Genomic DNA, 26,910 nt, shown 5'->3' on the forward strand with positions numbered 1-26,910 from the left:
ACGTTTACTGCCTTTCTTAGATAGTCATCAGCTCTTTTTCTTTATCGGCCAGTTGACGATCCAGCTCGGCGATGTATTTGTCGGTCAGCTTCTGGATTTCGTCTTGTGCGCGACGCTCATCATCTTCCGACACTTCTTTATCTTTCACGGCACGTTTGAGTTGATCATTGGCATCACGGCGGACATTACGCACGGCAACGCGCGCGTCTTCCGTTTCGCTACGCACCACTTTGATCAGGTCTTTACGGCGCTCTTCGGTCAGCATGGGCATCGGCACGCGAATCACATCGCCCTGAGAAGCTGGGTTCAGCCCCAGATCGCTATCACGGATCGCTTTTTCGACTTTCGATACCATGGTTTTTTCATATGGCTGCACACCAATCGTACGCGAATCGATCAAGGTGATATTGGCTACCTGATTCACCGGTACGGGGCTGCCATAGTATTCAACCTGAATGTGATCCAAGAGGCCAGTGGTCGCGCGGCCAGTTCGTACTTTCGCCAAATCCGTCCGCAATTTCTCGGCGGTTTTCTGCATTTTTTCTTCGGTGGTTTTTTTCAGATCAGCAATCATGTCAACTTACCTCTACAACACGTCTTCAGTTAAGGCGGCAATAAAAAAACAGGCGGGATTATACCCGCCCGTTGCAATGAGTTCGATACAATCTTAGCAGTGTACCAGTGTACCCTCGTCTTCCCCAAGCACCACACGCTTAAGCGCGCCTTGCTTAAAGATGCTCAGCACACAAATATTCATCTTCTGATCGCGGCACAAGGCAAAGGCAGTGGCATCCATTACCTTCAGATTGCGACCAATTGCCTCATCAAACGTCACTGTGTGATAACGCACCGCATCCGGGTTTTTCTTCGGATCATCAGTGTAAACGCCATCGACTTTGGTGGCTTTCAGCACGATATCTGCACCGACTTCCATCCCGCGCAGGGCGGCGGCAGTATCGGTGGTAAAGAACGGATTACCAGTACCGGCACCAAAAATCACCACTTTACCTTCTTCGAGGTAACGAATCGCTTTACCGCGGATATAAGGCTCCGCCACTTGCTGGATAGTCAGGGCAGACTGTACGCGCGAAACAATCCCAGCGTGACGCATTGCGTCTTGCAGGGCCAGCGCGTTCATCACGGTGGCCAGCATACCCATATAATCGGCTGTGGCACGATCCATACCTGAGGCTGCAGGCGCTACGCCACGGAAAATATTCCCGCCGCCAATCACCACCGCCACCTGCACACCCAGATCAACCACTTCTTTGATTTCTTGCACGATCCGGTCGATGGTGGCACGGTTAATGCCGTAGCTATCATCCCCCATCAAAGCTTCGCCGGAGAGTTTCAACAGAATACGGTTATATTTTTTAGGCAGGCTCATATCTTGTTCCTATGTAGTGTTAACTCGGGCGTGGTCGTGCAAACGCCGCACCAAGGGCGCGGCGTTCATTTCAGTCTAGTACAGACTTACAGTTGTGCAGCAGCAGCAACTTCAGCGGCGTAATCTACCACTTTCTTCTCAATGCCTTCGCCAACTACAAAAGTTGCGAATGCATTTACAGCGGCTGAGTTTGATTTCAGCAGTTGCTCGATGGTTACTTTGTCATCTTTCACGAAAGGCTGTGACAACAGAGTCACGTCTTTCAGGAATTTCTGCACAGTACCTTCAGCGATTTTTTCCAGCATCGCTTCTGGCTTGCCAGCTTCTTTCGCGCGCTCGATCGCAACACGACGCTCGGTTTCGATCGCTTCTGCGTCAACACCTGAAGCATCCAGTGCTTTTGGTTTCGCTGCAGCGATGTGCATAGCGATGTCTTTGCCCAGTTGCTCGTCGCCACCGGTCAGATCAACCAGTACGCCCACTTTCGCGCCGTGGATGTAAGCGGCCAGTTGGCCTTCGGTCTGGTAGCGCACGAAACGACGCAGAGTCATGTTCTCGCCCAGTTTTGCCACGATAGCTTTGCGCAGATCTTCTACGGTTTCGCCAGAATCGGTCACTACAGCGGCCAATTCTTCTACGTTAGCTGGATTGCCAACGACAACGGCTTTAGCACAAGCAGTCACGAACGCACCGAAGCTCTCATCTTTACCTACGAAGTCGGTTTCGCAGTTAACTTCGATGATTGCGCCCACTTTCTTGTCATCAGCGATAAATGCTTTAACCACGCCTTCAGCAGCGGTACGGCCAGCCATCTTAGACGCTTTAGCGCCTGACTTGATACGCAGCGCTTCTTCAGCTTTCTTGATGTCGCCATCGGCTTCTACCAGTGCTTTTTTGCACTCCATCATGCCCAAGCCGGTCATTTCGCGCAGTTCGCTGACCATTTTTGCAGTAATCGCAGCCATGAATTTCTCCTGAATGAGGATTTCAGTCTATTGGAATATTGTTACAAAAAAGGGGCGAAACGCCCCTTTTTGCGAGTTTAGCTTTAGCGCTAGATTACTCAGCAGCAGCTTCGCTAACTGCAGCAACCAGAGCTTGAGTCGCTTGGTTACGGCCTTCCAGCACAGCATCAGCCACTGCACGAGCGTACAGGCGGATGGCGCGAGAAGAGTCATCGTTACCAGGGATAACGTAATCGATGCCGTCTGGGCTGTTGTTGGTATCAACCACACCAATCACTGGAATACCCAGTTTTTTGGCTTCAACCACAGTACCAGCTTGATAGCCGGTATCAACCACGAAAATCGCGTCTGGCAGACCGCCCATCTCTTTGATACCGCCCAGTGAACGCTCCAGTTTCTCAACTTCACGTTTCATGTCCAGCAGTTCTTTCTTGCCGTAGCCAGTGCCTTCAGCATTTTCCAGCACAGCTTTCATGTCGTTCATGCGTTTGATCGATTGCTTAACGGTTTTGTAGTTCGTCAGCATACCGCCCAACCAGCGGTGATCAACGTAAGGCGCGTTAGCGCGAGCAGCTTCTTCAGCGATGATTTCGCGAGCAGCGCGTTTAGTACCCACGAACAGAACGTTGCCTTTGTTTGCAGACAGTTGACGCACGAATTTCAGTGCATCTTCAAACATTGGCAGAGTTTTTTCGAGGTTGATGATGTGAATCTTGTTGCGAGCGCCGAAAATGTATTTGCCCATTTTCGGGTTCCAGTAACGGGTTTGGTGGCCGAAGTGTACGCCGGCTTCCAGCATATCGCGCATGCTAACAGACATTGATTTCTCCAAAGTCTCAGGGGTTAAGGTCTTACCGTTCGCTGGAATTTGCTAAGGGTTTACACCCCAACAAACACCTCTGAGCCGCGAACGGGAGATTTACTGCACAACCATTTGTACAGCTAGTCGACGATTATAGCCGCTAACTGCAGCGCCGGGCAAGCCGCTTAGCGGCAAACCACCGCGGCGCAAAGGCTATCGAGCCTCGCCTGCGTGTCTTTAATCAACTCGGCCTGCTCAAGCTGGCTGGCAATCTGTAAACGCAGCAGCAAATCTTCACGCAACCAGTCCGGTCGCGCCAAGCTGCGATCCAAGACCAAAGCCGCCTCAATCTGCGCCAGCGCCTGAGTGGCATTACTTGGCAACCAGGCCTGGGCCAACAAACGGTGCGCATGGCTACGCTCGGCGGTTTCGCTCGCGGGGATCGCCGCCAAAGTGGCCTCAGCCAAGCTGCGGGCGCGCATGAAATCTTGCTTGGCCAAGGCAATTTGCGTGGCCAGATTGGCCACCGCCCAGCGCCAGCTACACTGGCTTTTGCACCATTGCTCGGCTGCCATTAAATGCATGGCGGCCACGCCGGCATCGGCCTTTAGCCAGCTTTGCACCATTTGCAGCTGGGCCTGCGCCTGCAGCGCGGGGTCAAACTGCGTTTGCACCAGCATCGGCGCCAACCAATCGCGCGCCTCAGTCGGCGCTTGATTGCGCAAGGCAATCTGCGCCAACCCCAAGCGCGCTGCGCCCTGCCCGCTCCAATCATCCTGCGCCTGATACAAGCTTAAGGCCTGCTGCCAAAATTCAGCCGCAGTGGGTTGATCACCCTGCCGTATCGCCTCCAGAGCCTTTTGATGAGCCGTTTGTGCGGCCATACGTAGCGGGGGTAATTCAGCCACGGGCTTGCTCGCACAAGCCGCCAATAATACCGAAACGAGCAAAGCGCCGCCCATTCGGCGCATCAAGCGTGAGTTCATTAGCGGCTCTCCGGTGCGGGCACCACCACGGGTGCCTGTTCTATCGTACGGCTCAGTGGCCAGATTCGCTGCACAGCGCGCAGCGTTTGCTCACTGCGGCGAACCAGGCCATCGGTGTTGCGCACCAAGCCCGGGATTTGCGGTGCGGCCTGTTCGGTAACGCGGCGCACCTGACTCATGGTGGCACTGGCATCTTGGGCGATAGCATTGGCGGTAGCGACCAGCGAAGCGGTTTGCGTCAGCAACTGCGGCGTGCGCTGCGCGACTTCGCTGGCAATTTGATCCGCCCGCTGCAAGAGCTGATCGGCCGAACGCAGGGTTTGCCGTGCCTCGCCATCCAGCAAGGTGTCGGTATGCGCCAGAATTTGATCAAGCTTTTCCCGGGTTTGTCGCACTTCCGCCGTCAGCTGCTGCACATTGTGGACGGTTTGGCGTAGATCCCCTTTGGGGTCATTGATGTAATCGAGTGTTTGCTGCACCGACTCAAAAATCGGCATGGTCCGATTGCGCAGATCCAGCGCGATATCGGCAATACCCAGCGCGGGCGCAAAGCTGAGCACGCCGCCTTCCTGCATCGCCGGGGTTTTGGCGCCGCCGCCGCTAATTTCGATAAAGTGATCCCCAATGAGCCCATCTTGCTGCAAGATGGCAATCGAGTCGGTCTTAATCCATTTCATATAGCGTTGCTCGATCAAGAGCTCGACATCGACCTTGGCTTGCTCATTCAGGGCCACTTCATCGACCACACCAATCCGAAACCCGGACAGGCGCACCTGCATACCAGGCGTGAGCCCGGCGCCGCTTTCTGCCACAAAATGCAGCCGGTCTTTGGCGTTAAATAAACCTTGCCGCTCGGCCAATACCGCCAAGAGCGTAATGATCAAGATGGCGATGCCAAGCGCAAACACGCCCACCCGCCAGCCCAGCCAGTGAAAACGAGGGTCATTGTCTTTTAAGTATTGATGATTTTTCATGCCGATTCTTCACTTACCCAGCGACAGCTAATGGGGGTATAGCCCTCTGGGGCTTCATGATTGGAAAGTACAAACACATACTCCAATGCCGTATACCGATCATACAATTGCGATAATAAGCTGCCGCGCGCGCGCGATTGCGCTAACCACGCCAGCCACGCCTCATCCAGTAAAACCGCCTGCGGATGCTGCAATAAGGCCCGCAGCAAAGCCGCCAGCCGCCGGTGCGGGGTATCGAGCTGGGCCGGCAGCTGCGCTAAAGCACGCTGCAGCGCCGCCTCATCATACTGCAGCCCGGCCAGCATCGCCTGCATCCGCGCATCCAGCTCGCCCAGCGGGGCACCTGCGTGATACCAGGTGGGCAGGATAATGTTCTCCCACACCCGTAAATTGCTGACAAACACTGGCCGCGCTTCCAGCAAGGCCAAAGGCGCACGCCACAGGTTTGTATAGTGGCGGCACAGCGCATCAATCAGTGCCGGATGTTGATCTTCTTCGGGCAGGATAAAAGCATAATGCCCCCGCGCCTCCGGCAAATTGGGGGCAAACTGCCAGCAATGCGTGGCGTGCCCAGTAAATAGCCGGCTCATTTAAACACCACCCAGCATAAATCCAGCACAAATAAAGCAAACAAGCCGCGCATCACCGCCCGTGATGCCGCACGCGGGATTTCCGTCGCATTAAGCTGCACCCGCAAACCCGCATGGCAGGCCAAAATACCGCCCGCCAGACCAAAACTCGCCGCCTTGGCCACGCACAGCGCCAGCTCGCCAAAGCGCACAATCCGCTCCAGCGCCAGTACCTGATAGCTGGCATCCCAACCCGAGATCACCAGCATCCCGCCCAGCATACTCCCCAGCGCCATACAGGCGGTGAGCAACACGGCTGAAATCATCATCCCCAACACGCGGGGCAAGACCAGATAGCCATGAATCGGAATACCCATGCGCTCCAGCTCGCGCACTTCACCATTCACCCGCATACTGGCCAGCTCAATGGCAATCGCCGACGCCGAACGCGCCATCACAATCAAGACCGTCAGCAAGGGCGCCAGCTCGCCAAACGTTAGCGAACCCAAGAGGCGCAAGGCCGCATCGCGGCTTTGCCCATACTGGCCATGCAGCTGGGTAACTACAATCGCCCCCAGCGCAAAGCCAATCAAAAACATCAGCCACGCGGCCTCATTGGCGGTGAAATACACCTGTTTGGCCAACACACAGCGCACTGGTGCCCGGCTTAATGCGCCAAAAGCGGGTAAATAATGCCGATACCACCTTTTCAAACCATCACCTCATCCCCACTTCAGTGCTATTGGGCGCACGCAGCGCCCGCCGTGCAAACTATCGGCACGATAGCAAGAAACGAATAGAACGTCACCGCGCAAAGCTTTACACTATGCGCATTTTTGCGGTCTTGCGCCCTTAGCCATCGCTAGGCTGAACGCGCTGTGCCACTATAAACCTGAAGCGATTGAACCAACACACAAGGACACCATCATGGCAACACAACACCATCGCCTGCTGATTCTTGGCTCTGGCCCGGCCGGCTACACCGCCGCCGTCTATGCGGCCCGCGCCAACCTGAAACCGGTTTTGATCACCGGGATCGCCCAGGGCGGCCAATTGATGACCACCACCGATGTGGACAACTGGCCAGCAGATGCCGATGGCGTAATGGGCCCGGAATTGATGAGCCGCTTTCAAAAGCACGCCGAGCGTTTTGGTACCGAAATGATCTTTGATCATATTCACACCACACACCTGAGCGAAAAACCGATCCGCCTCGTTGGCGATTCGGGCGAATACACTTGCGATGCGCTGATTATCGCCACCGGCGCTTCGGCGCAATATCTGGGCCTGCCCTCCGAAGAAGCCTTTGCAGGCCGCGGCGTATCGGCTTGCGCCACCTGCGATGGTTTCTTCTATCGCGGCAAACCGGTTGCCGTGGTCGGTGGTGGCAATACCGCGGTGGAAGAAGCGCTGTATCTGGCCAATATCGCCAGCCACGTCACGCTGATTCACCGTCGCGACACCTTCCGCGCTGAGAAAATCCTGATCGATCACCTGATGGAAAAAGTGGCCGAAGGCAAAATCTCGCTGGAACTGAACCAAGTCTTGGATGAAGTCCTTGGCGACGCCTCAGGGGTAACCGGCGCACGGCTGAAACAATTTGGCGGCGAAGCCACCAAAGAGATCGCCGTTGATGGCGTCTTTATCGCGATTGGTCACAAGCCCAACACCGATATCTTCAAAGGCCAGCTGGAGATGGACCAAACTGGTTACATCATCACCAAAGGCGGCCGCGATGGCAATGCCACAGCCACCAGCGTAGCGGGTGTATTTGCGGCCGGCGATGTGCAAGACCACATCTATCGCCAAGCGGTGACGTCTGCCGCCAGCGGCTGCCAAGCAGCACTGGATGCGGATCGCTTCCTGGAAAGCCTGCGTTAAGCACTTGCAATACCGCCACATGTATTGCTCGCCAAGCCAAGCTGAAAAAGCCCTAGAGAGCAATACCCATCAAAAACCCCGTTCGCCTCGGCAACGGGGTTTTTCTTTTGCGGCCGGATGTTTAGCTGCAGTGGTCTAGCCACGCACAACACTTACAGCCAAAAACAAAACCTTACGCAAAGATTGTTGCACAGAACAAAAAGCCAGCAAAAAAAGATGTTCTGTCATCGCAATGACATCCATAATTGCCATGCTAACTGAGCTGTACTCGGGGCTGTTCCAGCCATGATGTATTGGTTTTCACCTTCACCATGAGGAATCACCATGTCTCTGCCGTCTACGTTCAAAACCTCTCGCCAGCGTCGTTCGATCGAAGAAGCCCAGCGTAATATGGAAATCGCCGTGATGAGCACCTATCGCAAGCAATTTGAAACCAAACGCCAAATCCGTAATGCGCTGTCCGATCTCGCCGCCGAGCGCGCCGAACGCGAACAGGATTATCTCGCCGAACGTTAACCCCGCCCCGTTTGAGTACACTCCAGCCCGCACCTGCGGGCTTTTTCATGTCTGCAAATTACCGCAACTAACATTCTGGCTGCGCCACCGTCAGCGCCAGGCCGCCGAGCGAGGTTTCCTTGTAGCTGTTTTTCATATCCAGCCCGGTGCGATACATGGTCTCGATGACTTTATCGAGGCTCACCAAATGCCTGCCGTCTTCCAGCAAGGCCAGCTGAGCAATTTTGATGGCTTTTTCCGCGGCGACGCCGTTGCGCTCCACACAGGGCACTTGCACCTGCCCACCAACCGGATCGCAAGTAAGCCCCAGATGATGCTCCATGGCGATTTCAGCCGCATTTTCAACCTGCGCTAGGCTACCGCCCAACACAGCGCAATACGCGCCGGCAGCCATCGAGCAAGCCACGCCCACCTCGCCTTGACAGCCGACTTCGGCGCCGGAAATCGAGGCATTCATTTTGTACAACAGACCAATCGCTGCGGCAGTGAGTAAAAATTCGACAATACCGTCTTCGCTGGCATCGGGCGCAAAATCGCGATAGTACTGCAACACGGCGGGGATAATCCCGGCCGCGCCATTGGTAGGCGCCGTGACAATCCGCCCGCCGCTGGCGTTTTCTTCGGAGACCGCCATGGCAAACAGCATCGGCCACAGCATGATGTCGGCGCGGCCTTCCAGCTGCAGCGCCTCCAGCCGGCGATACAGCGCCGGCGCACGGCGTTTCACCGCAAACGGGCCGGGCAATAGCCCTTCCTGCTGACAACCGGTAAGCACACAGCGCTGCATCACCGCGGCAATTTCTAGCAGCCCCTCACGAATTTGCAGCTCGCTACGCCACACCCGCTCATTGGCCAGCATCACCTGCGCCATGCTCAGCTGCTGTTGCTGGCAGTGCGCCAAGAGTTCAAGCGCATTTTGAAATGGATACGGCACCGCGGCGGTCGTATTTTGGGTACTGGTGCTTTGCGCTGCCAACTCGGCGGCACTGAGTACAAACCCGCCGCCCACCGAAAAATAGCGCTCACGCTGTAGCACCTCGCCCGCGGCATTCAGCGCCGTGAACTGCAGGCCATTGGCGTGCTCGGGCAAGAACAAATGCTTATGCAGCACCACATCACGGGCAAACACAAATGGCACTTCGTGTAGGCCAGCCAGCCGCAGTGCCGCGCCCTGCTGCAAGGCGGTGCGGCGTGGCGCGATCAGTGTTGGATCGATGTCTTTAGGGGTATAGCCTTCCAGACCAAGCAGTACGGCGCTTACCGAGCCATGCCCCTCCCCAGTCAGCGCCAGCGAACCATACAACTCCACCGAAACCCGCGCGCACTGCGCCAGCAAGCCCGCCGTGTGCAGCTGCAGCGCAAACTGGCGCGCCGCCACCATGGGGCCCACGGTATGCGAGCTGGAGGGGCCGATACCGATTTTAAAGAGATCAAACACGCTGAGCATGGCGAGCCTTGAGAGAAAAGCAGTGATGCGCTATTGATAGCCAGCGCCACCTGGTGCGGCAATACCGTCTATCCCCACTCGGGCAGCGCAAGATACGGCCGCCCCAGCGCAATTAGTGGCGGTGGCAATTACAGATAGCTGCCAACCAGATCACCGGCAATCCCCAGTAAACCCATCACAAACACAAAGCTCGCTAAGCTTGAGCGATATACCAGCAGCCGTGGCACCCGCTTCATCAGCATCACGGGCAATAGATAGGCATAAATCGCAATAATCGGGGCCGAGAGCGCGCCAATGATTTTCAGCACCGGCGGGTTATACACCGCCAAAACCCACAGCCCGGCCATCATCACCACGGTGATCCAGGTATTGATGCGTGGCAGATTCAGCTGCGCCGCGGTGGCAGGATTACGCCAAGTGAGTAGGCGCGTCACGATGCCCACTGCCCCTTCCCGCGTGCCGACAAAATGGCCGAAGTAAGAGCTGGCAATTGCCAAAAATGCAATCACCGGGATCAGGTATTTCAGGAATGGTTCGTGCACCACCAAGGACATGGTAGTGAGGATATCGACATTATTGGCCTGGGCGCGCTGCAGCACTTCGGGCGAAGTAGCCAGCACCATCGAAAGCACAAAAAACATCACAAACACCAGCAGCACCAGCGAAGTCCATTTGATGATGCCATCGGTGCGGGCCACCGCCTCTGCCACCGGATATTGCTGGCGATAGCTCGCGGCCAGCGTTGAACATACCGGCGAGAAGTTCATCGCAAACACCAGTACCGGAAACAGCAGCAAGAGATTGCGCAGCACCTCATCCAAATGGCTTTCGGCGCTAAAAAAGCTCAGATTCCACTGCGGGATCATATACAGCGATAAACCGGCCAGCAGAATGATCAGCGGAAAAGTCAGCAATGAGGTTATCCGCACCATAATGCGCTCACCCGCCAACACTACCGACGTTAGCCCCACCAGCAACACAAAGGTGAGCAGCGGCCGCGAGAAACCCTCAATGCCCAACTGGTGGGTGAGGAAAGACTGCACGATATTGGTGACACCGGTGGCATAACCCACGCAAATAGTCACAATCGACAGAAAATACAGCACTGACACCGCAAAACCGACATTGCGCCCCAGATCATGCTCCACGGCGCCGACAATATCGGTGGGCTGCGGGCAGGACGCCACCACGCGCGTGATGCCGCGATGCGCGAGCCATGTCACCGGCAGAATCAGCGCAGTCAGGATCAGCAGCGGCCACGGCCCACCCAGCCCGGCGCGGATCGGCAAATATAAAATACCGGCCCCAACGGCGGTACCAAAGCAGGTCAGTACCCACTCCCAATCGCGACGGTTTAACTGCATGTGGCGCCTCACGGTCTATGCGGATCGAATACACCTGATTAGAGCGCAGCCTCGCGCGATTTTCTGCGCACAAATCACACCGCTGAACGGCATTTATACAGTCAAGCCCGCATAGACAAAGCCCGGGCAAATACCCGGGCCCAGGCTGCTGACAAAGTGGAAGCCACGATTTTCAAGTCTCGGCAAAGCCGAGCCTAGGAAATAAGGGCTCAAATCTACAGCCTTTATGTTTTATTCCCACCCCTCCCGTCCCCTCCTTGAGGGGAGCCTCGCTTTGCGAGTGGGGTTTGTCATCAATCTGTCCGCGCAAATACCCGGGCCTGTATCTAGCGCCAAGCCAAACTAGAGCTTGGCTAGTAAGCTATACCTCGCTTAAGTCTGCTCCTCACTTTGCTGCAGCGCCCACATGCGGGCATATTGCCCCTGCGCCGCCAGCAAGTCACGATGCGTACCACGCTCGATAATTTGCCCGCCCTGCATCACCAGAATCTCATCCGCATCGGCAATGGTCGAGAGCCGGTGGGCCACAATCAGCGTGGTGCGATTGGCTGAAATGGCTTTCAGTTCAGCCTGAATGGCCTTTTCGGTTTGTGAATCCAGCGCGCTGGTGGCTTCATCAAAAATCAGGATCGGCGGGTTTTTCAAGATGGTGCGCGCGATCGCCACCCGCTGTTTTTCCCCACCGGAGAGCTTCAGCCCGCGCTCGCCCACCGTGGTGTCAAAACCAGCCGGCAAGCCCATGATGAAATCGTAAATATGCGCCGATTTGGCCGCCTCGATCACTTCATCCCGACTCGCACCCGGCTTGCCGTAGGCGATGTTGTAATAGATGGTGTCGTTAAACAGCACCGTATCTTGCGGCACGATGCCGATCTGCGCGCGCAGGCAGTCTTGCTGCAGCGCCGGCAGCGGCACACCATTGATTTCAATCCTGCCGCTTTGCACATCATAAAACCGGTACAGCAGCCGCGACAGCGTTGATTTACCCGCGCCGCTGGCCCCAACCACCGCTACCGTATGGCCAGCCGGAATGCTGAAATTAATATCGTGCAAAATCGGGCGTTCAGGGTCGTAAGCAAACGAAACGCCTTTAAATGCCACTTGCGCCGGCGCCAGATCCAGCACTTGGGCATTGGGCGCATCGGTGACTTCGGCATTACGGTTGAGCAGGCCAAACATTTTTTCCATATCGGCCAGCGAATTTTTGATTTCGCGATAGACAAAACCCAGGAAATTGAGCGGCGCATACAGCTGCAGCAAAAACGCGTTCACCAACACCAGATCGCCCAGCGTCATCGTGCCCTGTACCACGCCATCGGCCGCCATCCACACCAGCGCAGTCACGCCCAGCGCAATAATCGAGGCCTGGCCGGCATTCAGAAACGACAGCGAGACCTGATTTTTTACTGCGGCCGATTCCCACTTGGCCAGGCTACGGTCATAGCGCTCGGCTTCCCAGCGCTCATTGCCAAAGTATTTCACCGTTTCGTAATTGATCAGGCTATCAATCGCCCGGGTGTTGGCCTTGGAATCCAGATCATTCATTTCTCGGCGAAAGTGCATACGCCACTCGGTCACGCCCAAGGTAAAGCCGATGTAGAGCACGATGGTGCCAAAGGTCACCGCGGCGAAGGTCCAATGATATTTGCCCAGCAAGATTGCCGCCACGAGGCCAATCTCCACCAGGGTGGGCAAAATATTGAATAGGGTGAAATTGAGCAAAAAGGCGATGCCCTTGGTGCCGCGATCAATATCGCGGCTCATACCGCCGGTTTGCCGCTCAAGATGAAAGCGCAGCGAGAGGCGATGCAAATGCTCGAAGACCTGCAGCGCAATTTTACGGATCGCGCCTTGGGTGACTTTGGCAAACACCGCATCGCGCATCTCGCCCAATACCGACGAGGCCAGCCGCAAGGCGCCATAGCCCAAGATCAATGTCACCGGCAGCACCAGCGCCTGCTGCTCTGGGCCCAGCTGATCAACAATGTCTTTCAGTACCAAAGGCACTGCCACATTGGCAAGCTTAGCCGCCACCAAAAGGCTCAGTGCCAAAATCACCCGCAATTTGTATTGCCACAGATAAGGCAATAAAGAGCGCAAAGTGGCCAATTGATTACGCTGCGCGGAGGCAGTCTGGGCTGGGGCGACATCCGCTGCCGCGGCACTAGCCGGGCGCATTAATGCAAAGTCCGTGGCATGGCCAACACAAATGAGGGGATTTCGGCCTCAAACTCGGTGCCATCGGCGGCGATCATCTGATAAGTGCCACGCATGGTGCCCACTGGTGTATTCAGCGTCACGCCGCTGGTGTATTCGAAAGTTTCGCCGGGGGCGAGCTCTGGGTGCTCACCCACTACGCCCAGACCGCGCACTTCCTGCTGCTTGCCGCTGGCGTCTTCAATAATCCAGTGTCGGGCGATGAGCTTGGCCGTAATTGAGCCGGTGTTTTCGATGGTGATCTGATAAGCAAAGGTGTATTGCTCTTCTTTTTCATCCGACTGCTCGGCCAGATAAAACGGCCGGGCCACTACTTTGATCTGATAACTGTGTTCCATGCGGCATCTCCAGCGCATTTGTTTTGTCAGACAGATGAGGGCAAGCTGGCATTTTGCCACTCCCTGCCCGGCTTTTTTTCGCAAATTTGCGCCGTATCAGGGCAGCTACGAGCCAGCGCGCTACACTGGGCGGCAAACTGGCATAATACCTGCAAGCTATTTACGGAGCTCGTCATGACTTATCGCATCGCCCCCAGCATCTTGTCTGCCGATTTCGCCCGTCTGGGTGAAGAGGTGAAAAACGTGATCGCCGCCGGTGCCGACATTGTGCACTTTGACGTGATGGATAATCACTACGTCCCCAATCTCACCATCGGCCCGCTAGTCTGTGATGCAATCCGCCCGTGGACCGACGCACCGATTGATGTGCATCTGATGGTTAAACCCGTAGATCGCATCATCCCTGATTTTGCCAAAGCCGGCGCCAATATCATCACTTTTCACCCTGAGGCCTCCGAGCACATCGACCGCTCGCTGGGCCTGATTAAAGATTGCGGCTGCAAAGCGGGCCTGGTGTTTAACCCCGCCACTCCGCTGCATTACCTTGATTACGTGATGGATAAAATCGACATGATTTTGCTGATGTCGGTAAACCCGGGCTTTGGCGGGCAGGCATTTATTCCGGCTACGCTAGATAAAGCCCGCCAGGCGCGCGCACTGATTGATGCCTACACCGCTCGCACCGGGCGCGAAATCTGGCTGGAAATCGACGGCGGGGTCAAAGTAGATAATATCGCGCAAATCGCAGCCGCAGGGGTCGATACCTTTGTGGCCGGTTCTGCCATTTACAGCCAGCCGGATTACAAAGCCGTGATTGACCAGATGCGCTCAGAGCTGGCCAAGGTAAAATAAGCGTTTCCCTGCTTTGGATACGCGCCATGCAACTACTGCACAATCCACGCTGCAGCAAAAGTCGTGAAGCCCTCGCCGCTCTGGAAGCGGCGGGGCAGCAACCGCAAGTGCGGCTGTACTTGCAAGAGCCGCTCAGTGCGGCGGAAGTCGGCTCTCTCTTAGCACAATTGGGCCTGCCGGCCTTGGGGCTGGTGCGCCAGAAAGAGGCACTGTGGGCCGAGCTCACCCGCGACGGCGTACCTGATGAGGCGGGCATCATCGCCCTACTGGCCGCCCACCCAAAGCTGATTGAACGCCCGGTGCTAATTCATCAAGGCCGCGCCGCCATCGGCCGCCCCCTGGGGCAAATCCTGGCGCTACTGGACTAAACCACGCGCAGGCCTCATTCAAGCATTCAAGCAGATACCCACTGCCGTATCACCCGCTAAGGCTTTATGATTATGCCTTAGCGATACATACCCCTTTACCGGAGACCCCCATGACGATTCAAGCGCTGGCTTTTGATCTCGATGGCACCCTTGTCGATTCACTCCAAGATCTGGCCCGCGCCGCCAATGCCGTGCGCGGCGATCTGCAGCTGGCCCCACTGGCCGCCGCCGTGGTGGAAAGCTATGTCGGCGATGGCGCCGCCAGCCTGGTGGCCCGGGTACTGGCCGATGATCACGCCGCCGAATTCACCGGCAGCCCGCTGCAGCAGCAAGGCATGGAATTATTCAACCAGCACTATCGCGCCGGGCTGACAGTGGCTACCCGCTTTTACCCCAAAGTGCAGGAAACCCTGCATGCGCTGCACGAACGAGGCCTGCCACTGGCGATTATCACCAATAAGCCCGAGCGCTTTACCCTGCCCCTACTGCGCGAGCTCGGGGTATTCGAGCATTTTGAAGTGATTGTCGCCGGCGATACCCTGCCCGAGCGTAAACCGTCGGCTCTGCCCCTGAACTACACCGCCGAACGGCTGGGCGTGGCGGTGGAACAGCTGCTGATGGTGGGCGACTCGAAAAACGATATCCTGGCCGCCCGCGCCGCCGGCGCCCCGAATATCCTGGTGAGCTATGGCTATGGCGATAATCTGGAGGGGATCGGCGCCGATGCCATCATTCATCGCTTTGATGAGCTGCTGGCGTTTCTGGATGAATAAACCAAGGGTTTAGCCACTGGCGAGCGCCAACAAGTCTAGATCTTTCATCGCACTGCCATCGGCTTGTAGCAATGCGCCGGTATTGTGCCGGCTGTTGTGCTGCTTGCCGGAAGATTTATGCTCACCACGTGGCTACGTGTTTTTTTTGAAGTCACCCGCCAAGGCGGCGTCATGGCTGCCGCTCGGCATCTGAATCTTAGCCAGCCCAGCATTACCAGCCAGCTGCGCAAGCTGGAAGAACACTACCAGATTGAGCTTTTCAGCCGCCGCAATGGGCGGCTGGTGCTCACCGACACCGCCATCCAGCTACTCCCCAAAGTAGAGCGCCTACTCCAGCAAGAAGCCGAGCTGGAATTCGAGCTGCGCCAGCAAAGCGAACGCCAAGCCGGCCAGCTGCGCATTGGCGCCACCGGGCCATTTTATCTGCTGCCGCTACTCGCCCGCCTGCGCACCGCTCAGCCAGCGCTGCAAGTGGATGTGCAGTTTGGCAATTCGGCGGTAATGCTCGAAGCCCTGCTGAATTATCAGGTTGATCTGGCCGTCACCTCGCAAACGCTAGACGATCCCCGTCTGATGTGTCGCCCGCTGGCCAGCAGCCCGCTGGTATTGCTGGTGCCCAGTAGCGATCCGCTCGCTCATCACAAGTCAGTGCTTTGCCAGCAATTACACGGCGCCACCCTGCTCACGCGGGAAGCCGGCTCGGTCACCCAGCAGGCCGTCGATACCTTGCTGACCGATCATCAAATCCGCCTGCAACGCCGGCTGCAGCTCGGTAGCCGCGAAGCCGTGCGCGAAGGCGTAGCGCAGGGTCTGGGCTGGGCCTTGATGGCCGCCGGCGAAGTGGGCGAACATCCGCGCCTGCGCGCACTGCAGCTCAGCGATAGTCAGGTGGCGGTGCATGAATATCTATATCTGCTGCGCCAGCGCGCCGAAATGCGCGCGATTCGCAGCTTTTTGCAGTTGCTTCCGCAAGCAGCTGTAACGGCGAAGGCCTAAAACTATACCCACCTAGCGCCCCAATCAGCGCGGTGCAACCTTTGAGTTTCGCCCCAAATTCGCCTTGCCTAACTCCGCAGCCCAAGCCTCAGAAAAACAAACGCCGGGCATTGCCCGGCGTGGTGTACTGCAATGCCCATTTATGCCCACGGCAGTACCGTGGGCTGGGGCTTATTTGATTTTCACGCTGCCTGTCATACTCCACGGTGTCCAGTTCAGACCGCTATCGCGCACGCGCACGCGGTAGTACCAGGTTTCACCACTGGCCAGCTGCAAGGCGGCTGGTTTGCTGGCGAAGCGATCGTAGCTTGATACATGCGTACACTGCCCGCCACGTGGGCCGGTGAGTGTGGTGCAACTAGCGCCTTTGGAGAGCGACCAGCGCTCGAAGGCTTCATTGCCACCGTCTTGCAAGATCTCGCGTGCTTGCAGGGCATTCGCGAGTGCAAGCTCAGTAATCGACTTACCGGCGCGGGTATTGGTGAAGCTAGCCTCAGTACTGCCGGTGTAGAACCAGTTTTCTTTGCGCGTCTGGTTGCCCCAGATGTCAAAGGCATCGCTAAAGTCGGCATTTTTCGCCAGTTGCCAATGCGCTTCCAGCCCATCCAGCCCTGCTGGTGGCACAAATTGCAGCGTTAGATCCGCTAGCGCCACTTCGCCCAGATCACGTTGCGGCAGGCTTGGTGGCACCACCAGCGGCTGCTGGGTAATCTGCGCCTGATCGGTCACCGGGAAGGTGGTATTGGTGCCACTCACACCGCTGGAACGCCGTACCACGGCCAGGCTTTGCTGCGGCCCGAAGCGGAAAGTGAGCGTGTTGTAGCCAAATTCATCGCGGGTAATGGTGAAGATATCGAGATCTTTGCCATCACTCCCTTGATTACCGCCCCCTTCCAGCCCGCCACTGGCGCTGGCGGCATTCAACCACAGGTGTTTGACATCCATCGAATGCCCGCGCGCATAGCTATGCACGTGGCCGAACAGATTACCGGTGATGGCCTGTGTGCGGCGGCTGTAGTCATCCAGCTCGGACACAAACTCGCAGGTGGCCATCACTTCGCCATTGCGCCATTTTTCCGACAGACACGGGCCGTGGTTGATGCTGAAGACATACGGCTTGGCTTGCTGCTCGGCGCTGGCGATTTGCTGCTTGAACCAATCAAGCTGTGCCACACGGAATTGATCCCAATACATCGACATCGGCGTCCAGTTGCCATGGGCATGGCGGCCAGAAATCGGCGTGGTATCCAGACTAATCAATTTCAGGCCCAGATAATCGGTGCTGTACCAGAAGCCGCGATACAGCGCCGAGCCATTATCCGGCACGCCAGCAAAGTATTTGCGATAGCTTTGCATGGCCTTATTCAGATCTGGCTGGGTGACCTTGGCCGGGTTGCCCATCTCTTCGGCGAAATATTCATGATTACCCGGCGCCGGAATAATCGGCACGTACGGGCTGAGCGCCTGCATACGGCCAAAGAACTGATTGCGCCACTGATCGCGCGAACCGCCACTGGCCACAATATCGCCATGGTGGATAATGCCGGCGATTTTCTCGCTACATTGCACCGGATCGGTGCTTTCACATTCAAGCGGAATCACGCCTTTGTTCACGATATCGGTAAAGATTGTGCCACGGCCATCCTGGGTATCGCTAAACAGCACAAACTTGGCCTGCTCCACGCCATCACCCGCTTTCGGCCAGGTTTTGAAGGCGTACCGCTGCGAGGTATAGGCTGTTAGGCCATCCGCGCTATGCGTTCTCACGTAATACTCATACAGGGTATTTGATTTGAGCTCGGTGAGCGCCGCATGCTGCACGGTGGCGTCTTTGGGATGTGGCACGGCGGCAAAGCGGCGGAATACTTCGCCACTGCCAAATGGCCGCACCCAGACTTCGCCCTGCACTTGCGCGCTTTCAAACATCACCGTCATGCGATCGGGGCCGGGGCCTTGCAGTGATGGCGCGATGCTGAAGGTTGGCACGCCGGCGCCGCTCGGTGGCTGCTGAGGATCGGGGCTTGGCGTGACAGTAGGTTGGGGCGTAACGCTTGGCTGCGGGGTGGCCGTTGGGCTTGGGGTCACGCTCGGCGTTGGGCTTGGTGGCAAGGTGGTCGGCTGCGGTTTCAGCACGGCCAGCGGCGCTTCGGCCTTGGCCAGACTTTGCACCTCGGCATCCGACAATGCGCGCTGCCACACCGCCAGCTCGTCGTATTCCAGCGCAAAACGTTCGGCCGGATAGCGGCTGTAATAATCACCGCGCGCATCTTCATTCAGCGCCCAGCGATTGAAGCTTGGCAAGATATTTCCCAGCGCCGCGAAATTGAGCTTGATGCGATTCACAAAGCCTTTGTCGTCGGTAGCGGCGGCAGTCAGCACCTTGGCCTGCTCATCGACGGTGAGCGCAATATAGGCCCAGCCTTTGCCGGCGCCGGGCAGATAGCCATCCAGTCGCTTGCTGCCATCGCCAATATTGATTTTCAGTCGGCCATCATTATTGCGGCCAATCGAAACCCCGGGGTTGAGGCCGGTTTCCCAATCTTTATTGGTCAGGATGCTAGCCAGCTTATTGCCCATGTCTTCCGGCATGCGCAACCAGAAACCGATAGTGTAAGTGCCGCTCAAAGCACGCGGCAAAAAGAGCGCTGCACCTTGCTTGGCATCGAGCAACACACCATTGGCAAAGCGGCCGGTGCTACGCTGCTGCGGGCCTACCGCTTGCAAGGTAATGCCGGCGACGCTATCGCCTGCGCCCTGCTCCAGCGGATAGTAATGCACCAAGCCTTGCGTGAGCGATGCCAGCGGTGGGGTCAGCGGCGGCAGGCTTGGCGTTGGGGCCGGGGTTGGGTTTGGCGTAACCACCGGGGTGACGACGGGCGTGGCAGTTGGCGTCGGTGCGATGGTGGGGGCGGCCGTTGGGGCTACGGTTGGTACGGCAGTCGGAGTCGCCGTTGGCACCGGAGTCGCACTTGGTGCTGGCGTCGCGGTCGGCGCCAGCGTTGGGCTTGGCGTTAATGCCGGGGTGGCAGTCGGGTTTACCGTCGGGCTAGGCGTCGCGCAAGGCCCCAGCGCGCGCCACGGGCCCCATTGGCCGCTGGTCGCTGGCTGATCGCCACGCGTCCACCACTTGGCTTCGTATACTTGCCCACCAACGACTACGCGCTGGCCAGCGGTATAAACGCTGCTGGCGAGCCAAGGGGCGGCACATTCACCCGCAGCCGGGGGCTGAGTGGGGCTCAGCGTCGGCTGTGCAGTCGGATTCAAGCTCGGCTGTGGGCTAGGCGGCAAGGTTGGCGTGCCGGCTTTGGTTTGCCACAGCACAGGGGTTGCGGCCGGATTCCAGTTTGCGCCATGAAATGCAGTGTGCGTCAGCAAAGCGGTGTATTCGCGGTTGCCATACTGCACCGTGCTACCCGCCGGGTAAGTCACGCCTTCTTGCCAAGGCTCGGCCGCGAACACAGTGCCACTGCTGATGGCCAGGCACAGCGCCTGCAACAGCAAAGTGGGGGTTTTAGGTTGCCACATCGGGTCTTGCTCCATCGATTTTTGGGGAAAATGCGCCCACATACGGGCGATGGAGCGGATGCTAACGCTGGGCATTTGCAGGCTGATGTCAGCTCACCGCAGTTTGCCGGGGTGGGCTATCAGCATTTACGGGTGATTTGTCATGCTTTTGTCATTTGCGACAGAATTTGCGCCCGCCCAAAAGCACACAGGCAGCTCAACACTGCCTGTGTTTGTGTACCCTATCGATGTATCAGCCTATATGGCTTTTAAATCAATGCCTAAAGGCCAATACCCCTATTTAATCTCTGCCAGAAAGTCGCGTGCGGGCACAATAATCAGCCCTGCCCGCTGGCCGGGCGGCACATCGGGGTTGGGAAAAATAATCCGCGCCTGCGCTTCATCAATCACAAAGGGCACACCGGCATCGACGGCCAATGTCATGCCTTGGGTCAGTGGCGTGAAGTTATCGGTTTTGCCATCAATGGCAAAGCTGAAATCATGGCTGGTTTTGGGGATTTCGCGCGATACGCGGAAAATCTGCACCTGCGGTGGCACCAGCTCAGGCTGGGGCAGCTCGCCCGCAATCAGCGCACTAAGGTAGCCATCGAGTTTGGAGAGATCGATCCCCTGATTGTGCCCAAATGGCCGCGCGCTACCCAGCTCGACGGTAAAGGCTTCGGCATCATATTTAAAGCTGGATGAATACGAAAACGTGCTGGAGCTGGTGGACTGCAGCAGCACGGTATCCACGCCAGCAAGGCTGAGGCGGGCAATGGCTTGCGCTTCAAAACGCTTACCCGGTTTGGGCAGCGGGTAAATCGCGAATTTTTCGATCAGCGAGCCATGAATGGCGGTGTGCAAATCATAGTGCAGGCGTGGCGCGGTGGAATCGCTAAAAAAGCGGCCTACGTGCATTTCCAGCATCAGCGCGCGGCGTTTTTCCAGCCCGTCTTCCACTTGCGGGGCGCGGTTAAACAGGCGATTCATGTCTTCTTCAACAAAGCGTTTACCGCTACGCAGCGCCGCCACATTGCCAAAGATAAACAACACCCGCGCTTTAACTTTCAGGCTGCCGGCCATAATGCGCTCGATCAGCGCTTCCACCAGCTCGACCGGCGCAGTTTCATTGCCATGAATGCCGCAAGAAATCACCAGATCGAGCGGATTATGCGGCTGCTGGCTTGGCTCAAAGCGGATCACCCCTTCATCCAGCACCTGCACCGATGGCCCGTGGGGCAAACAATAGGGCAGCGCCAGTGCGGTTTCACCGGCCAGAGTTTTTTGCAAGAAGGTCGACATGGCGGGCCTCAATTCTCAAATACAGGGCACCTACTGATGATAGGTGACGCGGGAAAGCCCGCCAGTGTAGCAGGCTGCGCGGTGGCTTACATCCAAGCCAGCTTGGGCTGACCTGCCACGCAGCGCAAAAGCGACGCTCAGAGCGGCAACCGCGCCGGTATGTAGCGGCAGGCAGCGACTCAGCGTCGCCCTACCCGCCGCAACACGCATTCACCGGCGGCCAAGCGCTGTTTACAGATCGGAACCAGCACGCTGGAATGGATAAATCGAGCCCAGCTGCAGGATTTGCGTCAGCTCATCCAGCGCCGTGCGCACTTCCACCACCAGCTGTGGATCGACCAAATCCGCCTCGCCCAGGCGATCGCGGTAATGCTGCTGCACCCAGCCCGTTAGTCGGGTATACAGCGCATCGTTCATCCACAGCGCGGGGTTGACTGCGGCGATTTCAGCCTCGTTCAGTGCCACGCGCAAGCGTAAGCACGCGGGGCCGCCGCCGTTTTGCATACTTTGCTTAAGATCGAACACCAGTACTTCATCAATCGCGGTATTGCGGCTCAGCAAATCTTGCAGATACGCCCACACCGCCGGCGTATTGCGGCACTCTTCCGGCACCACCAAGCGCTGGCGACCATCGCCTTTGGCCAACAGCTGGCTATTAAACAAATACGATTTCACCGCCTCGGCCACGCTCACGGCGCTGCGGGGCACTTCGATAATCTGAAAATCAGGCCCGCATTTGGCGCGCAGCTCGGCATACACGCTGGCGCTATCCAAAAACGCATCCTGATGGGTAAACAGCACCTGCTGATTGCCGACCGAAATCACGTCATTGTGAAACACGCCGGCATCGATCACCGCCGGATTTTGTTGGGCAAACACCGTGCCCGCTGCAGTCAGGCCATGCCGACGCGCGACGGCCTGGCTCGCTTCCAGCGTATGGCGCGCGGGGAAACGGCTTGGCTCATGCCGGCCCCCCCAGTGCTGACGACCATAAACAAAAAATTCGACCCCCGCGCCGGCATAGTCGCGGCAAAAGCGGGTGTGATTGGCCGCGCCTTCATCGCCCAGCGCCGCCAGCATTGGCAAGGCTTCGTGCACCGCAAAGCGGCTACTGTCGGGAAACATCGCGCGCAGCGTGCGGGCCGTTTGGCGGTGCTCAAGAGCGCGGTGAAATTTATTCTGCAAATTGGCTACGGTGAAATGCACCCGGCCATCGGCGGTATCGCCCGAGGGGCTCACGGTGGCGGCATTGGCCGTCCACATGGACGAAGCCGAACACATGGCCGACAGATACCCGGGTTGCGTATTGCCCACAGCGGCAATGATTTCGCTATCGCTACCGCTATACCCCAGCTCACGCAACATCCACACGGCTGGGCGCTCTTGCGGCGGAAACACGCCCTGCCGGTAGCCCAGATCGGCCAGCGCTTTCATTTTCGCCAGCCCCTGCAAAGCAGCTTCGCGGGGATTCGCCAATTGCTTGGCATTACCGGTGGAGGCGACATTACCAAAAGAATGTCCACCGTAATGGTGCGTGGGGCCGACCAGCCCGTCAAAATTGGCTTCAACGCCGGGCGCGGTGGCGCCGGCGAGGCGACTTGTTTGCTCGCTCATTTACAGGGTCATCCCAGGTGGTAGCTGACTTGGGCAGCTCAGTTGTTCGGCTTCGATCGAGGCGACCGGATAGGCGCAATAATCCGCAGCGTAATAGGCACTGGCGCGGTGATTACCCGAAGCGCCCACGCCGCCAAATGGTGCGGCGCTGGAGGCACCGGTCAGCGGTTTATTCCAGTTCACGATGCCGGCACGGGCTTCGCGCCAGAAATAATCATAATCAGCACGCGCATCGCTCAATAGCCCTGCCGCCAGCCCAAAGCGGGTGGCATTGGCCAGAGTGATGGCCTCGGTGAATTCGCCATAACGTTGCACTTGCAGCAAGGGGCCGAAGTATTCTTCATCGGGCAACTCACGCACAGCGCTCACATCCAAAATCCCGGCTGAGAGCAAGGCGGTATCCGGCTGCAAGCGGCGCAGCGGTAGCAGCGTAGTCGCGCCCGCCGCCAACAGCCGCTCTTGCGCGCGCAATAGTTGCTCGGCAGCCTGCAGCGATACCACCGCGCCCATAAACGGCTGCGGCTCGGCATCCCACGCGCCCACTTGCAGCGCATCGGCTACTTGCACCAGGCGTGCCAAGAAGGCATCGCCCCACTCGCCAACCGGCACCAACAGGCGACGCGAGCAGGTGCAGCGCTGACCGGCGGAAATAAAGGCCGATTGAATCACATGATGCAAAGCGGCGTTGATATCGGCCACTTCGCGTACGATCAGCGGATTATTGCCGCCCATTTCCAGCGCCAGGATTTTATCCGGCTGCCCGGCGAACTGCTGATGCAGCGCATAGCCCGTTGCCGCGCTGCCGGTGAAATACAGGCCATCAACTTGCTTATGCGCCGCCAGCGCCACACCGGTGTCGCGTGCGCCTTGCACCACATTCAATACCCCGGCAGGCAGACCGGCGGCCAGCCACAGCTCGGCGGTTTTTTGTGCGGTCAGTGGTGCCAGCTCCGAGGGCTTAAACACCACACAGTTGCCGGCGATCAGTGCCGGCACGATATGGCCGTTGGGCAAATGGCCGGGGAAGTTATACGGGCCAAATACTGCTACCACGCCGTGAGGGCGATGGCGCAGCACCGCCAGCGCATCGCCTTGCGGCGCTTCTTTGTAGCCGGTGCGCTCTTCGTAGCTTTTGATCGAAATATCGATCTTATTCACCATGGTGGTGACTTCGGTCAGCGCTTCCCAGCGTGGCTTGCCGGTTTCGCGCCCGATGGTGGCCGCCAGCTCCGCCTGATTGGCTTTAAGTAGCTCGGCAAAATTGCGAATAATCGCCAGCCGCGCGGCCAGATCCAGATCGCGCCAGCCCGCAAAAGCGCGGCGGGCACTGGCCACGGCGGCATCAATATCCGCGGCGGTGGCCGCTTGCCCTTCCCAGACCGGCGCCTGGGTGACCGGATTGCGCGAAGCAAATGCCGCGCCCTGCCCCGGTTGCCACTGACCATCAATCAGGTTGCCGTGAATCACATTCATGAATTACCCCTTTGCAGACAATGGAACGGCGCGCACGCTGGCGCCGTCGTCAAGATTCAATCGGGCCAGCACGGCACTGGTCAGCGGCAAGCTGTCTTCCAGTGGGCGGGTGATGGCGATGGTGGCGCGAAAATCGGCCAAGCCACCGTTACTGACTAGCCATGGCGTGCCATTTTTCGGCTCGGCCGCCACCGTGAGCGTTTGATAGATACGGCTTTCGCGTACCGCGCGGATATTGTCGCGCTGGCAGGCCAGACTTGGGCCGGCATCAAAAATATCGATATAGCCCTGGTAGGCAAAGCCTTCGCTTTCCAGCATGGCGCGCGCGGGCGCAGTGGCCGGATGCACGTGGCCAATCACGGCCTGCGCCTCATCCGAGAGCAAGCAGGTGTAAATCGGGTATTTGGGCATTAATTCGGCAATAAACGATTTACTGCCGACGTAGGAAAGGAAATCGGCCTGCGCGAAATCCATCTTAAAGAAATGCCGGCCCAGGCTTTCCCAGAACGGCGAGCGGCCGGCTTCATCCGACACCCCACGCATTTCGGCGATCACCTGCGGGCTAAAGCGCTGTGGGTGCTCCGCCATAAACAGAAAACGCGATTTGGACAGCAGCGCCCCATTGCCGTTTTTACGGTATTCGGGATTCAGAAATAGCGTACACAGCTCACTGGCGCCGGTTAGATCGGAGGTTAGAAACAGCGTGGGAAGCTGTTTGTAGATATCCAGCTCGCGCGAAGCATGCACCGATAGGCCCACCCGGTAGTTGTACCAGGTGTCATCCATGCCCACGGCGCCTTCAATGCCGCAAATACCGGCCAGCGCCCCGGTGGTATCGTCTTCCAGCGCAAAGAGATAGCTGGCCTGCCCCAGCGGCAATTCGGCCACCAAGCTATTAAGGCTGGCCTCAATCCGGCGGGTAAAGCGCGCCGGATCAGGTTGCAAAGTAGTAACCCCGACACCGGCCGAACTGGCCAGCGCCAGAATCGCCTCAAGATCGGCTAATCGGGTAGGACGAATCAACATTGGCCAAGCCTTTGCCCGCAGGGCAACAAACGACTTTTTCAATGTAGCAAAGGGTTATGGCAAAACGTATTGGGTCTATCCCCAGCCGCCGTGCGGTTTAGCGGCCGATCAGTGGCTTAGCGTGTGGCAAACAGAGAGCGGCCACCTTCAAATCGGGTGGCGAAATAGGCTTTATCCAGTGATTCGATCCGCACTCGCCCTTTGCTGGACGGCGCATGGATAAATTGCCCATCCCCCAGATAAATGCCCACATGCGAAAACGGCGTGCCTAGGGTATTAAAAAACACCAAGTCACCGGCCTGCAGCTGCTGCCGGCTCACTGGCCGTGCGGCCTGCGCCATTTCGGCCGCGGTGCGGGGCAGCAAGACATTCAGCGCATTTTGGTACACATAACGCACCAAGCCACTGCAATCGAGCCCGGCTTCGGGATTGTTGCCGCCGAACTGGTAGCCGGTATCCAGTAAGCCCAGCGCCACCATCACCACTTCGCGAGCGTCACCCGACACTTCGATTTTACTCAATGATGGTTTGGCGGGTATTGAGCCAGAAGGCTTACTGGTATTAGGCTTGGTTGAGGTACACCCACCCAGTATGGCGAGGATTGCAATGATGATGACCGCCGATTGGTGCGGCCGCAGCAATTTAAGCATCGGCCAACACCTTAATATGTTCGGTCACGCTTCGGGCCAGCGCCGATAGCTCGTAGCCACCTTCCAGCATCGACACAATCCGCCCCTGCGCATGCGTGGCAGCCACTTTCATCAGCTGGCGGGTGACCCACGCATAATCGGCTTCCACCAGCCCCATTGAGCCCATATCGTCTTCTAAATGCGCATCAAAGCCGGCCGAGATAAAAATTAATTCGGGCGCAAAGGCATTCAAGGCCGGCAACCATTGCTCCGTCACGACTTCGCGAAACTCAGCCCCGCGGCTGGCGCGCGGCATCGGCACATTCAGCATATTCGAGCCTTTGGGTACATCACCCGAATAGGGAAAAAACGGGTGCTGGAAGATGCTGACCATCTGCACTCGCGGCTCATCAAAAAAAGCGTCTTCGGTGCCATTGCCGTGGTGAACGTCAAAATCCACAATCGCCACTCGACTCAGGCCGTAGTGCTCCAGTGCATGCCGGGCGGCGACAGCGATATTATTCAAAAAACAAAACCCCATTCCGCGGCAGCGCTCGGCATGGTGGCCTGGCGGGCGCACCAGACAAAACACATTCCCCGCCCGCCCTTGCATCAGCATATCTACCGCCTGCACGCCAGCGCCGGCCGCATAATAGGCCGCATTGAGCGAATACGGATTCATGGCGGTGTCGGGCTCGAGGTGGACATGGCCTTGCGCCGGACTCATCAGCGCCAGCTTGTCGAGATATTCGGCCGGATGCACGCGCAATAATTGCTCGCGTTCGGCCGGCTGGGCCTGCACATGCAAGAGGTAATCCCAGATACCCGAGGCCATCAGCCGATCTTGAATCGCGGCAATCCGCTCCGGACACTCCGGATGCCCCTTGCCCATATCGTGCAAACTGCACGCTGGATGCCCAATTAATG

Annotated in this window: 25 protein-coding genes; 6 read left to right on the top strand and 19 right to left on the bottom strand. The window is 57.7% G+C overall.

Going from position 1 to position 26,910, the window contains the following annotated elements:
- Positions 1–16: 16 nt before the first annotated feature.
- From frr to L991_RS07800, 8 genes are all read right to left on the bottom strand, one after another.
- Positions 17–574, bottom strand: coding sequence for a ribosome recycling factor (gene frr, locus L991_RS07765; RefSeq protein ID WP_028448938.1), 558 nt, complete (start codon positions 572–574; stop codon positions 17–19).
- A gap of 93 nt (positions 575–667) precedes the next feature.
- Positions 668–1,387 carry a UMP kinase gene (gene pyrH, locus L991_RS07770; RefSeq protein ID WP_034618698.1) on the bottom strand — a complete coding sequence of 240 codons (720 nt, stop codon included), beginning with the start codon at positions 1,385–1,387 and terminating at the stop codon, positions 668–670.
- Positions 1,388–1,473: 86 nt separating this feature from the next.
- On the bottom strand, positions 1,474–2,352 hold the full coding sequence (tsf, locus tag L991_RS07775; RefSeq protein ID WP_028448936.1) for a translation elongation factor Ts: 879 nt from the start codon (positions 2,350–2,352) through the stop codon (positions 1,474–1,476).
- A 94-nt stretch (positions 2,353–2,446) separates the two neighbouring features.
- Positions 2,447–3,172 carry a 30S ribosomal protein S2 gene (gene rpsB, locus L991_RS07780; RefSeq protein WP_028448935.1) on the bottom strand — a complete coding sequence of 242 codons (726 nt, stop codon included), beginning with the start codon at positions 3,170–3,172 and terminating at the stop codon, positions 2,447–2,449.
- A 167-nt stretch (positions 3,173–3,339) separates the two neighbouring features.
- Positions 3,340–4,140: a hypothetical protein gene (locus tag L991_RS07785; protein WP_047393800.1), complete on the bottom strand. Its 801-nt coding sequence runs from the start codon at positions 4,138–4,140 to the stop codon at positions 3,340–3,342.
- Entirely contained in the window at positions 4,140–5,114 is a 975-nt protein-coding gene (locus L991_RS07790; protein WP_047393801.1) for an MlaD family protein, read from the bottom strand. Before L991_RS07790 ends, L991_RS07785 begins: the two co-directional genes overlap by 1 nt.
- Positions 5,111–5,704, bottom strand: a complete 594-nt coding sequence (locus tag L991_RS07795) for a hypothetical protein (RefSeq protein ID WP_047393802.1) — start codon at positions 5,702–5,704, stop codon at positions 5,111–5,113. Before L991_RS07795 ends, L991_RS07790 begins: the two co-directional genes overlap by 4 nt.
- The gene (locus L991_RS07800; protein ID WP_156129022.1) at positions 5,701–6,396 is read right to left on the bottom strand and encodes an ABC transporter permease; all 696 of its coding nucleotides are present in this window, start codon (positions 6,394–6,396) and stop codon (positions 5,701–5,703) included. Before L991_RS07800 ends, L991_RS07795 begins: the two co-directional genes overlap by 4 nt.
- A 214-nt stretch (positions 6,397–6,610) precedes the next feature.
- Here L991_RS07800 and trxB point away from each other — a divergent pair, with 214 nt between their 5' ends.
- Together trxB and L991_RS07810 are read left to right on the top strand one after the other, a co-directional pair.
- A complete protein-coding gene (gene trxB / locus L991_RS07805) occupies positions 6,611–7,564 on the top strand; it encodes a thioredoxin-disulfide reductase (protein ID WP_047393805.1) in 954 nt (317 codons plus the stop codon).
- Positions 7,565–7,888: 324 nt separating this feature from the next.
- The gene (locus L991_RS07810; RefSeq protein WP_028448930.1) at positions 7,889–8,080 is read left to right on the top strand and encodes a hypothetical protein; all 192 of its coding nucleotides are present in this window, start codon (positions 7,889–7,891) and stop codon (positions 8,078–8,080) included.
- A 67-nt stretch (positions 8,081–8,147) separates the two neighbouring features.
- On the opposite strand, the gene L991_RS07815 is transcribed toward L991_RS07810, so the two are convergent.
- From L991_RS07815 to apaG, 4 genes are all read right to left on the bottom strand, one after another.
- Positions 8,148–9,527 (bottom strand): L-serine ammonia-lyase, encoded by a 1,380-nt coding sequence (locus L991_RS07815; RefSeq protein WP_047393807.1) that lies wholly within the window; start codon positions 9,525–9,527, stop codon positions 8,148–8,150.
- Positions 9,528–9,655: 128 nt separating this feature from the next.
- Positions 9,656–10,891, bottom strand: a complete 1,236-nt coding sequence (locus L991_RS07820; protein WP_047393809.1) for an amino acid permease — start codon at positions 10,889–10,891, stop codon at positions 9,656–9,658.
- Positions 10,892–11,263: 372 nt separating this feature from the next.
- A complete protein-coding gene (locus L991_RS07825; protein ID WP_052190724.1) occupies positions 11,264–13,069 on the bottom strand; it encodes an ABC transporter ATP-binding protein/permease in 1,806 nt (601 codons plus the stop codon).
- Complete coding sequence (gene apaG / locus L991_RS07830) at positions 13,069–13,446, bottom strand: Co2+/Mg2+ efflux protein ApaG (protein WP_047393811.1); 378 nt, start codon at positions 13,444–13,446, stop codon at positions 13,069–13,071. The genes L991_RS07825 and apaG overlap by 1 nt, the downstream gene beginning before the upstream one ends.
- 174 nt (positions 13,447–13,620) lie before the next feature.
- Here apaG and rpe point away from each other — a divergent pair, with 174 nt between their 5' ends.
- From rpe to L991_RS07850, 4 genes are all read left to right on the top strand, one after another.
- Entirely contained in the window at positions 13,621–14,298 is a 678-nt protein-coding gene (gene rpe / locus L991_RS07835; protein WP_047393812.1) for a ribulose-phosphate 3-epimerase, read from the top strand.
- A gap of 26 nt (positions 14,299–14,324) precedes the next feature.
- Positions 14,325–14,666: an ArsC/Spx/MgsR family protein gene (locus L991_RS07840; protein ID WP_047393814.1), complete on the top strand. Its 342-nt coding sequence runs from the start codon at positions 14,325–14,327 to the stop codon at positions 14,664–14,666.
- Between the two features lie 110 nt (positions 14,667–14,776).
- On the top strand, positions 14,777–15,439 hold the full coding sequence (locus tag L991_RS07845; protein ID WP_047393815.1) for a phosphoglycolate phosphatase: 663 nt from the start codon (positions 14,777–14,779) through the stop codon (positions 15,437–15,439).
- 117 nt (positions 15,440–15,556) lie between these two features.
- Positions 15,557–16,435 (top strand): LysR family transcriptional regulator, encoded by an 879-nt coding sequence (locus tag L991_RS07850; RefSeq protein WP_047393817.1) that lies wholly within the window; start codon positions 15,557–15,559, stop codon positions 16,433–16,435.
- A gap of 171 nt (positions 16,436–16,606) precedes the next feature.
- Here L991_RS07850 and L991_RS17920 read toward each other — a convergent pair whose 3' ends face one another.
- The 7 genes from L991_RS17920 to L991_RS07890 form a co-directional block, all read right to left on the bottom strand.
- Positions 16,607–20,035 (bottom strand): carbohydrate-binding protein, encoded by a 3,429-nt coding sequence (locus L991_RS17920; RefSeq protein ID WP_081986579.1) that lies wholly within the window; start codon positions 20,033–20,035, stop codon positions 16,607–16,609.
- 201 nt (positions 20,036–20,236) lie between these two features.
- Entirely contained in the window at positions 20,237–21,241 is a 1,005-nt protein-coding gene (gene astE / locus L991_RS07865) for a succinylglutamate desuccinylase (RefSeq protein WP_052190726.1), read from the bottom strand.
- 231 nt (positions 21,242–21,472) lie between these two features.
- Positions 21,473–22,855: an N-succinylarginine dihydrolase gene (gene astB / locus L991_RS07870; protein WP_052190727.1), complete on the bottom strand. Its 1,383-nt coding sequence runs from the start codon at positions 22,853–22,855 to the stop codon at positions 21,473–21,475.
- Positions 22,856–24,328: a succinylglutamate-semialdehyde dehydrogenase gene (gene astD, locus L991_RS07875; RefSeq protein WP_047393819.1), complete on the bottom strand. Its 1,473-nt coding sequence runs from the start codon at positions 24,326–24,328 to the stop codon at positions 22,856–22,858.
- 3 nt (positions 24,329–24,331) lie between these two features.
- Positions 24,332–25,354, bottom strand: coding sequence for an arginine N-succinyltransferase (astA, locus tag L991_RS07880; RefSeq protein ID WP_047393820.1), 1,023 nt, complete (start codon positions 25,352–25,354; stop codon positions 24,332–24,334).
- Between the two features lie 116 nt (positions 25,355–25,470).
- On the bottom strand, positions 25,471–26,004 hold the full coding sequence (locus L991_RS07885) for a C40 family peptidase (protein WP_047393822.1): 534 nt from the start codon (positions 26,002–26,004) through the stop codon (positions 25,471–25,473).
- Positions 25,997–26,875: a histone deacetylase family protein gene (locus L991_RS07890; protein ID WP_047393824.1), complete on the bottom strand. Its 879-nt coding sequence runs from the start codon at positions 26,873–26,875 to the stop codon at positions 25,997–25,999. The genes L991_RS07885 and L991_RS07890 overlap by 8 nt, the downstream gene beginning before the upstream one ends.
- Between the last annotated feature and the right edge of the window lie 35 nt (positions 26,876–26,910).

The sequence above is a fragment of the Chitinibacter sp. ZOR0017 genome, assembly GCF_000799095.1.
GTDB classification, from domain to species: Bacteria; Pseudomonadota; Gammaproteobacteria; order Burkholderiales; family Chitinibacteraceae; genus Chitinibacter; species Chitinibacter tainanensis.

Excerpts from the sequence above, each read along its gene's own strand:
- frr (WP_028448938.1), bottom strand. The coding sequence starts at position 574 with ATGATTGCTGATCTGAAAAAAACCACCGAAGAAAAAATGCAGAAAACC.
- pyrH (WP_034618698.1), bottom strand. The coding sequence starts at position 1,387 with ATGAGCCTGCCTAAAAAATATAACCGTATTCTGTTGAAACTCTCCGGC.
- tsf (WP_028448936.1), bottom strand. The coding sequence starts at position 2,352 with ATGGCTGCGATTACTGCAAAAATGGTCAGCGAACTGCGCGAAATGACC.
- rpsB (WP_028448935.1), bottom strand. The coding sequence starts at position 3,172 with ATGTCTGTTAGCATGCGCGATATGCTGGAAGCCGGCGTACACTTCGGC.
- L991_RS07785 (WP_047393800.1), bottom strand. The coding sequence starts at position 4,140 with ATGAACTCACGCTTGATGCGCCGAATGGGCGGCGCTTTGCTCGTTTCG.
- L991_RS07790 (WP_047393801.1), bottom strand. The coding sequence starts at position 5,114 with ATGAAAAATCATCAATACTTAAAAGACAATGACCCTCGTTTTCACTGG.
- L991_RS07795 (WP_047393802.1), bottom strand. The coding sequence starts at position 5,704 with ATGAGCCGGCTATTTACTGGGCACGCCACGCATTGCTGGCAGTTTGCC.
- trxB (WP_047393805.1), top strand. The coding sequence starts at position 6,611 with ATGGCAACACAACACCATCGCCTGCTGATTCTTGGCTCTGGCCCGGCC.
- L991_RS07810 (WP_028448930.1), top strand. The coding sequence starts at position 7,889 with ATGTCTCTGCCGTCTACGTTCAAAACCTCTCGCCAGCGTCGTTCGATC.
- L991_RS07815 (WP_047393807.1), bottom strand. The coding sequence starts at position 9,527 with ATGCTCAGCGTGTTTGATCTCTTTAAAATCGGTATCGGCCCCTCCAGC.
- L991_RS07820 (WP_047393809.1), bottom strand. The coding sequence starts at position 10,891 with ATGCAGTTAAACCGTCGCGATTGGGAGTGGGTACTGACCTGCTTTGGT.
- L991_RS07825 (WP_052190724.1), bottom strand. The coding sequence starts at position 13,069 with ATGCGCCCGGCTAGTGCCGCGGCAGCGGATGTCGCCCCAGCCCAGACT.
- apaG (WP_047393811.1), bottom strand. The coding sequence starts at position 13,446 with ATGGAACACAGTTATCAGATCAAAGTAGTGGCCCGGCCGTTTTATCTG.
- rpe (WP_047393812.1), top strand. The coding sequence starts at position 13,621 with ATGACTTATCGCATCGCCCCCAGCATCTTGTCTGCCGATTTCGCCCGT.
- L991_RS07840 (WP_047393814.1), top strand. The coding sequence starts at position 14,325 with ATGCAACTACTGCACAATCCACGCTGCAGCAAAAGTCGTGAAGCCCTC.
- L991_RS07845 (WP_047393815.1), top strand. The coding sequence starts at position 14,777 with ATGACGATTCAAGCGCTGGCTTTTGATCTCGATGGCACCCTTGTCGAT.
- L991_RS07850 (WP_047393817.1), top strand. The coding sequence starts at position 15,557 with ATGCTCACCACGTGGCTACGTGTTTTTTTTGAAGTCACCCGCCAAGGC.
- L991_RS17920 (WP_081986579.1), bottom strand. The coding sequence starts at position 20,035 with ATGCCCAGCGTTAGCATCCGCTCCATCGCCCGTATGTGGGCGCATTTT.
- astE (WP_052190726.1), bottom strand. The coding sequence starts at position 21,241 with ATGTCGACCTTCTTGCAAAAAACTCTGGCCGGTGAAACCGCACTGGCG.
- astB (WP_052190727.1), bottom strand. The coding sequence starts at position 22,855 with ATGAGCGAGCAAACAAGTCGCCTCGCCGGCGCCACCGCGCCCGGCGTT.
- astD (WP_047393819.1), bottom strand. The coding sequence starts at position 24,328 with ATGAATGTGATTCACGGCAACCTGATTGATGGTCAGTGGCAACCGGGG.
- astA (WP_047393820.1), bottom strand. The coding sequence starts at position 25,354 with ATGTTGATTCGTCCTACCCGATTAGCCGATCTTGAGGCGATTCTGGCG.
- L991_RS07885 (WP_047393822.1), bottom strand. The coding sequence starts at position 26,004 with ATGCTTAAATTGCTGCGGCCGCACCAATCGGCGGTCATCATCATTGCA.
- L991_RS07890 (WP_047393824.1), bottom strand. The coding sequence starts at position 26,875 with ATGGGCAAGGGGCATCCGGAGTGTCCGGAGCGGATTGCCGCGATTCAA.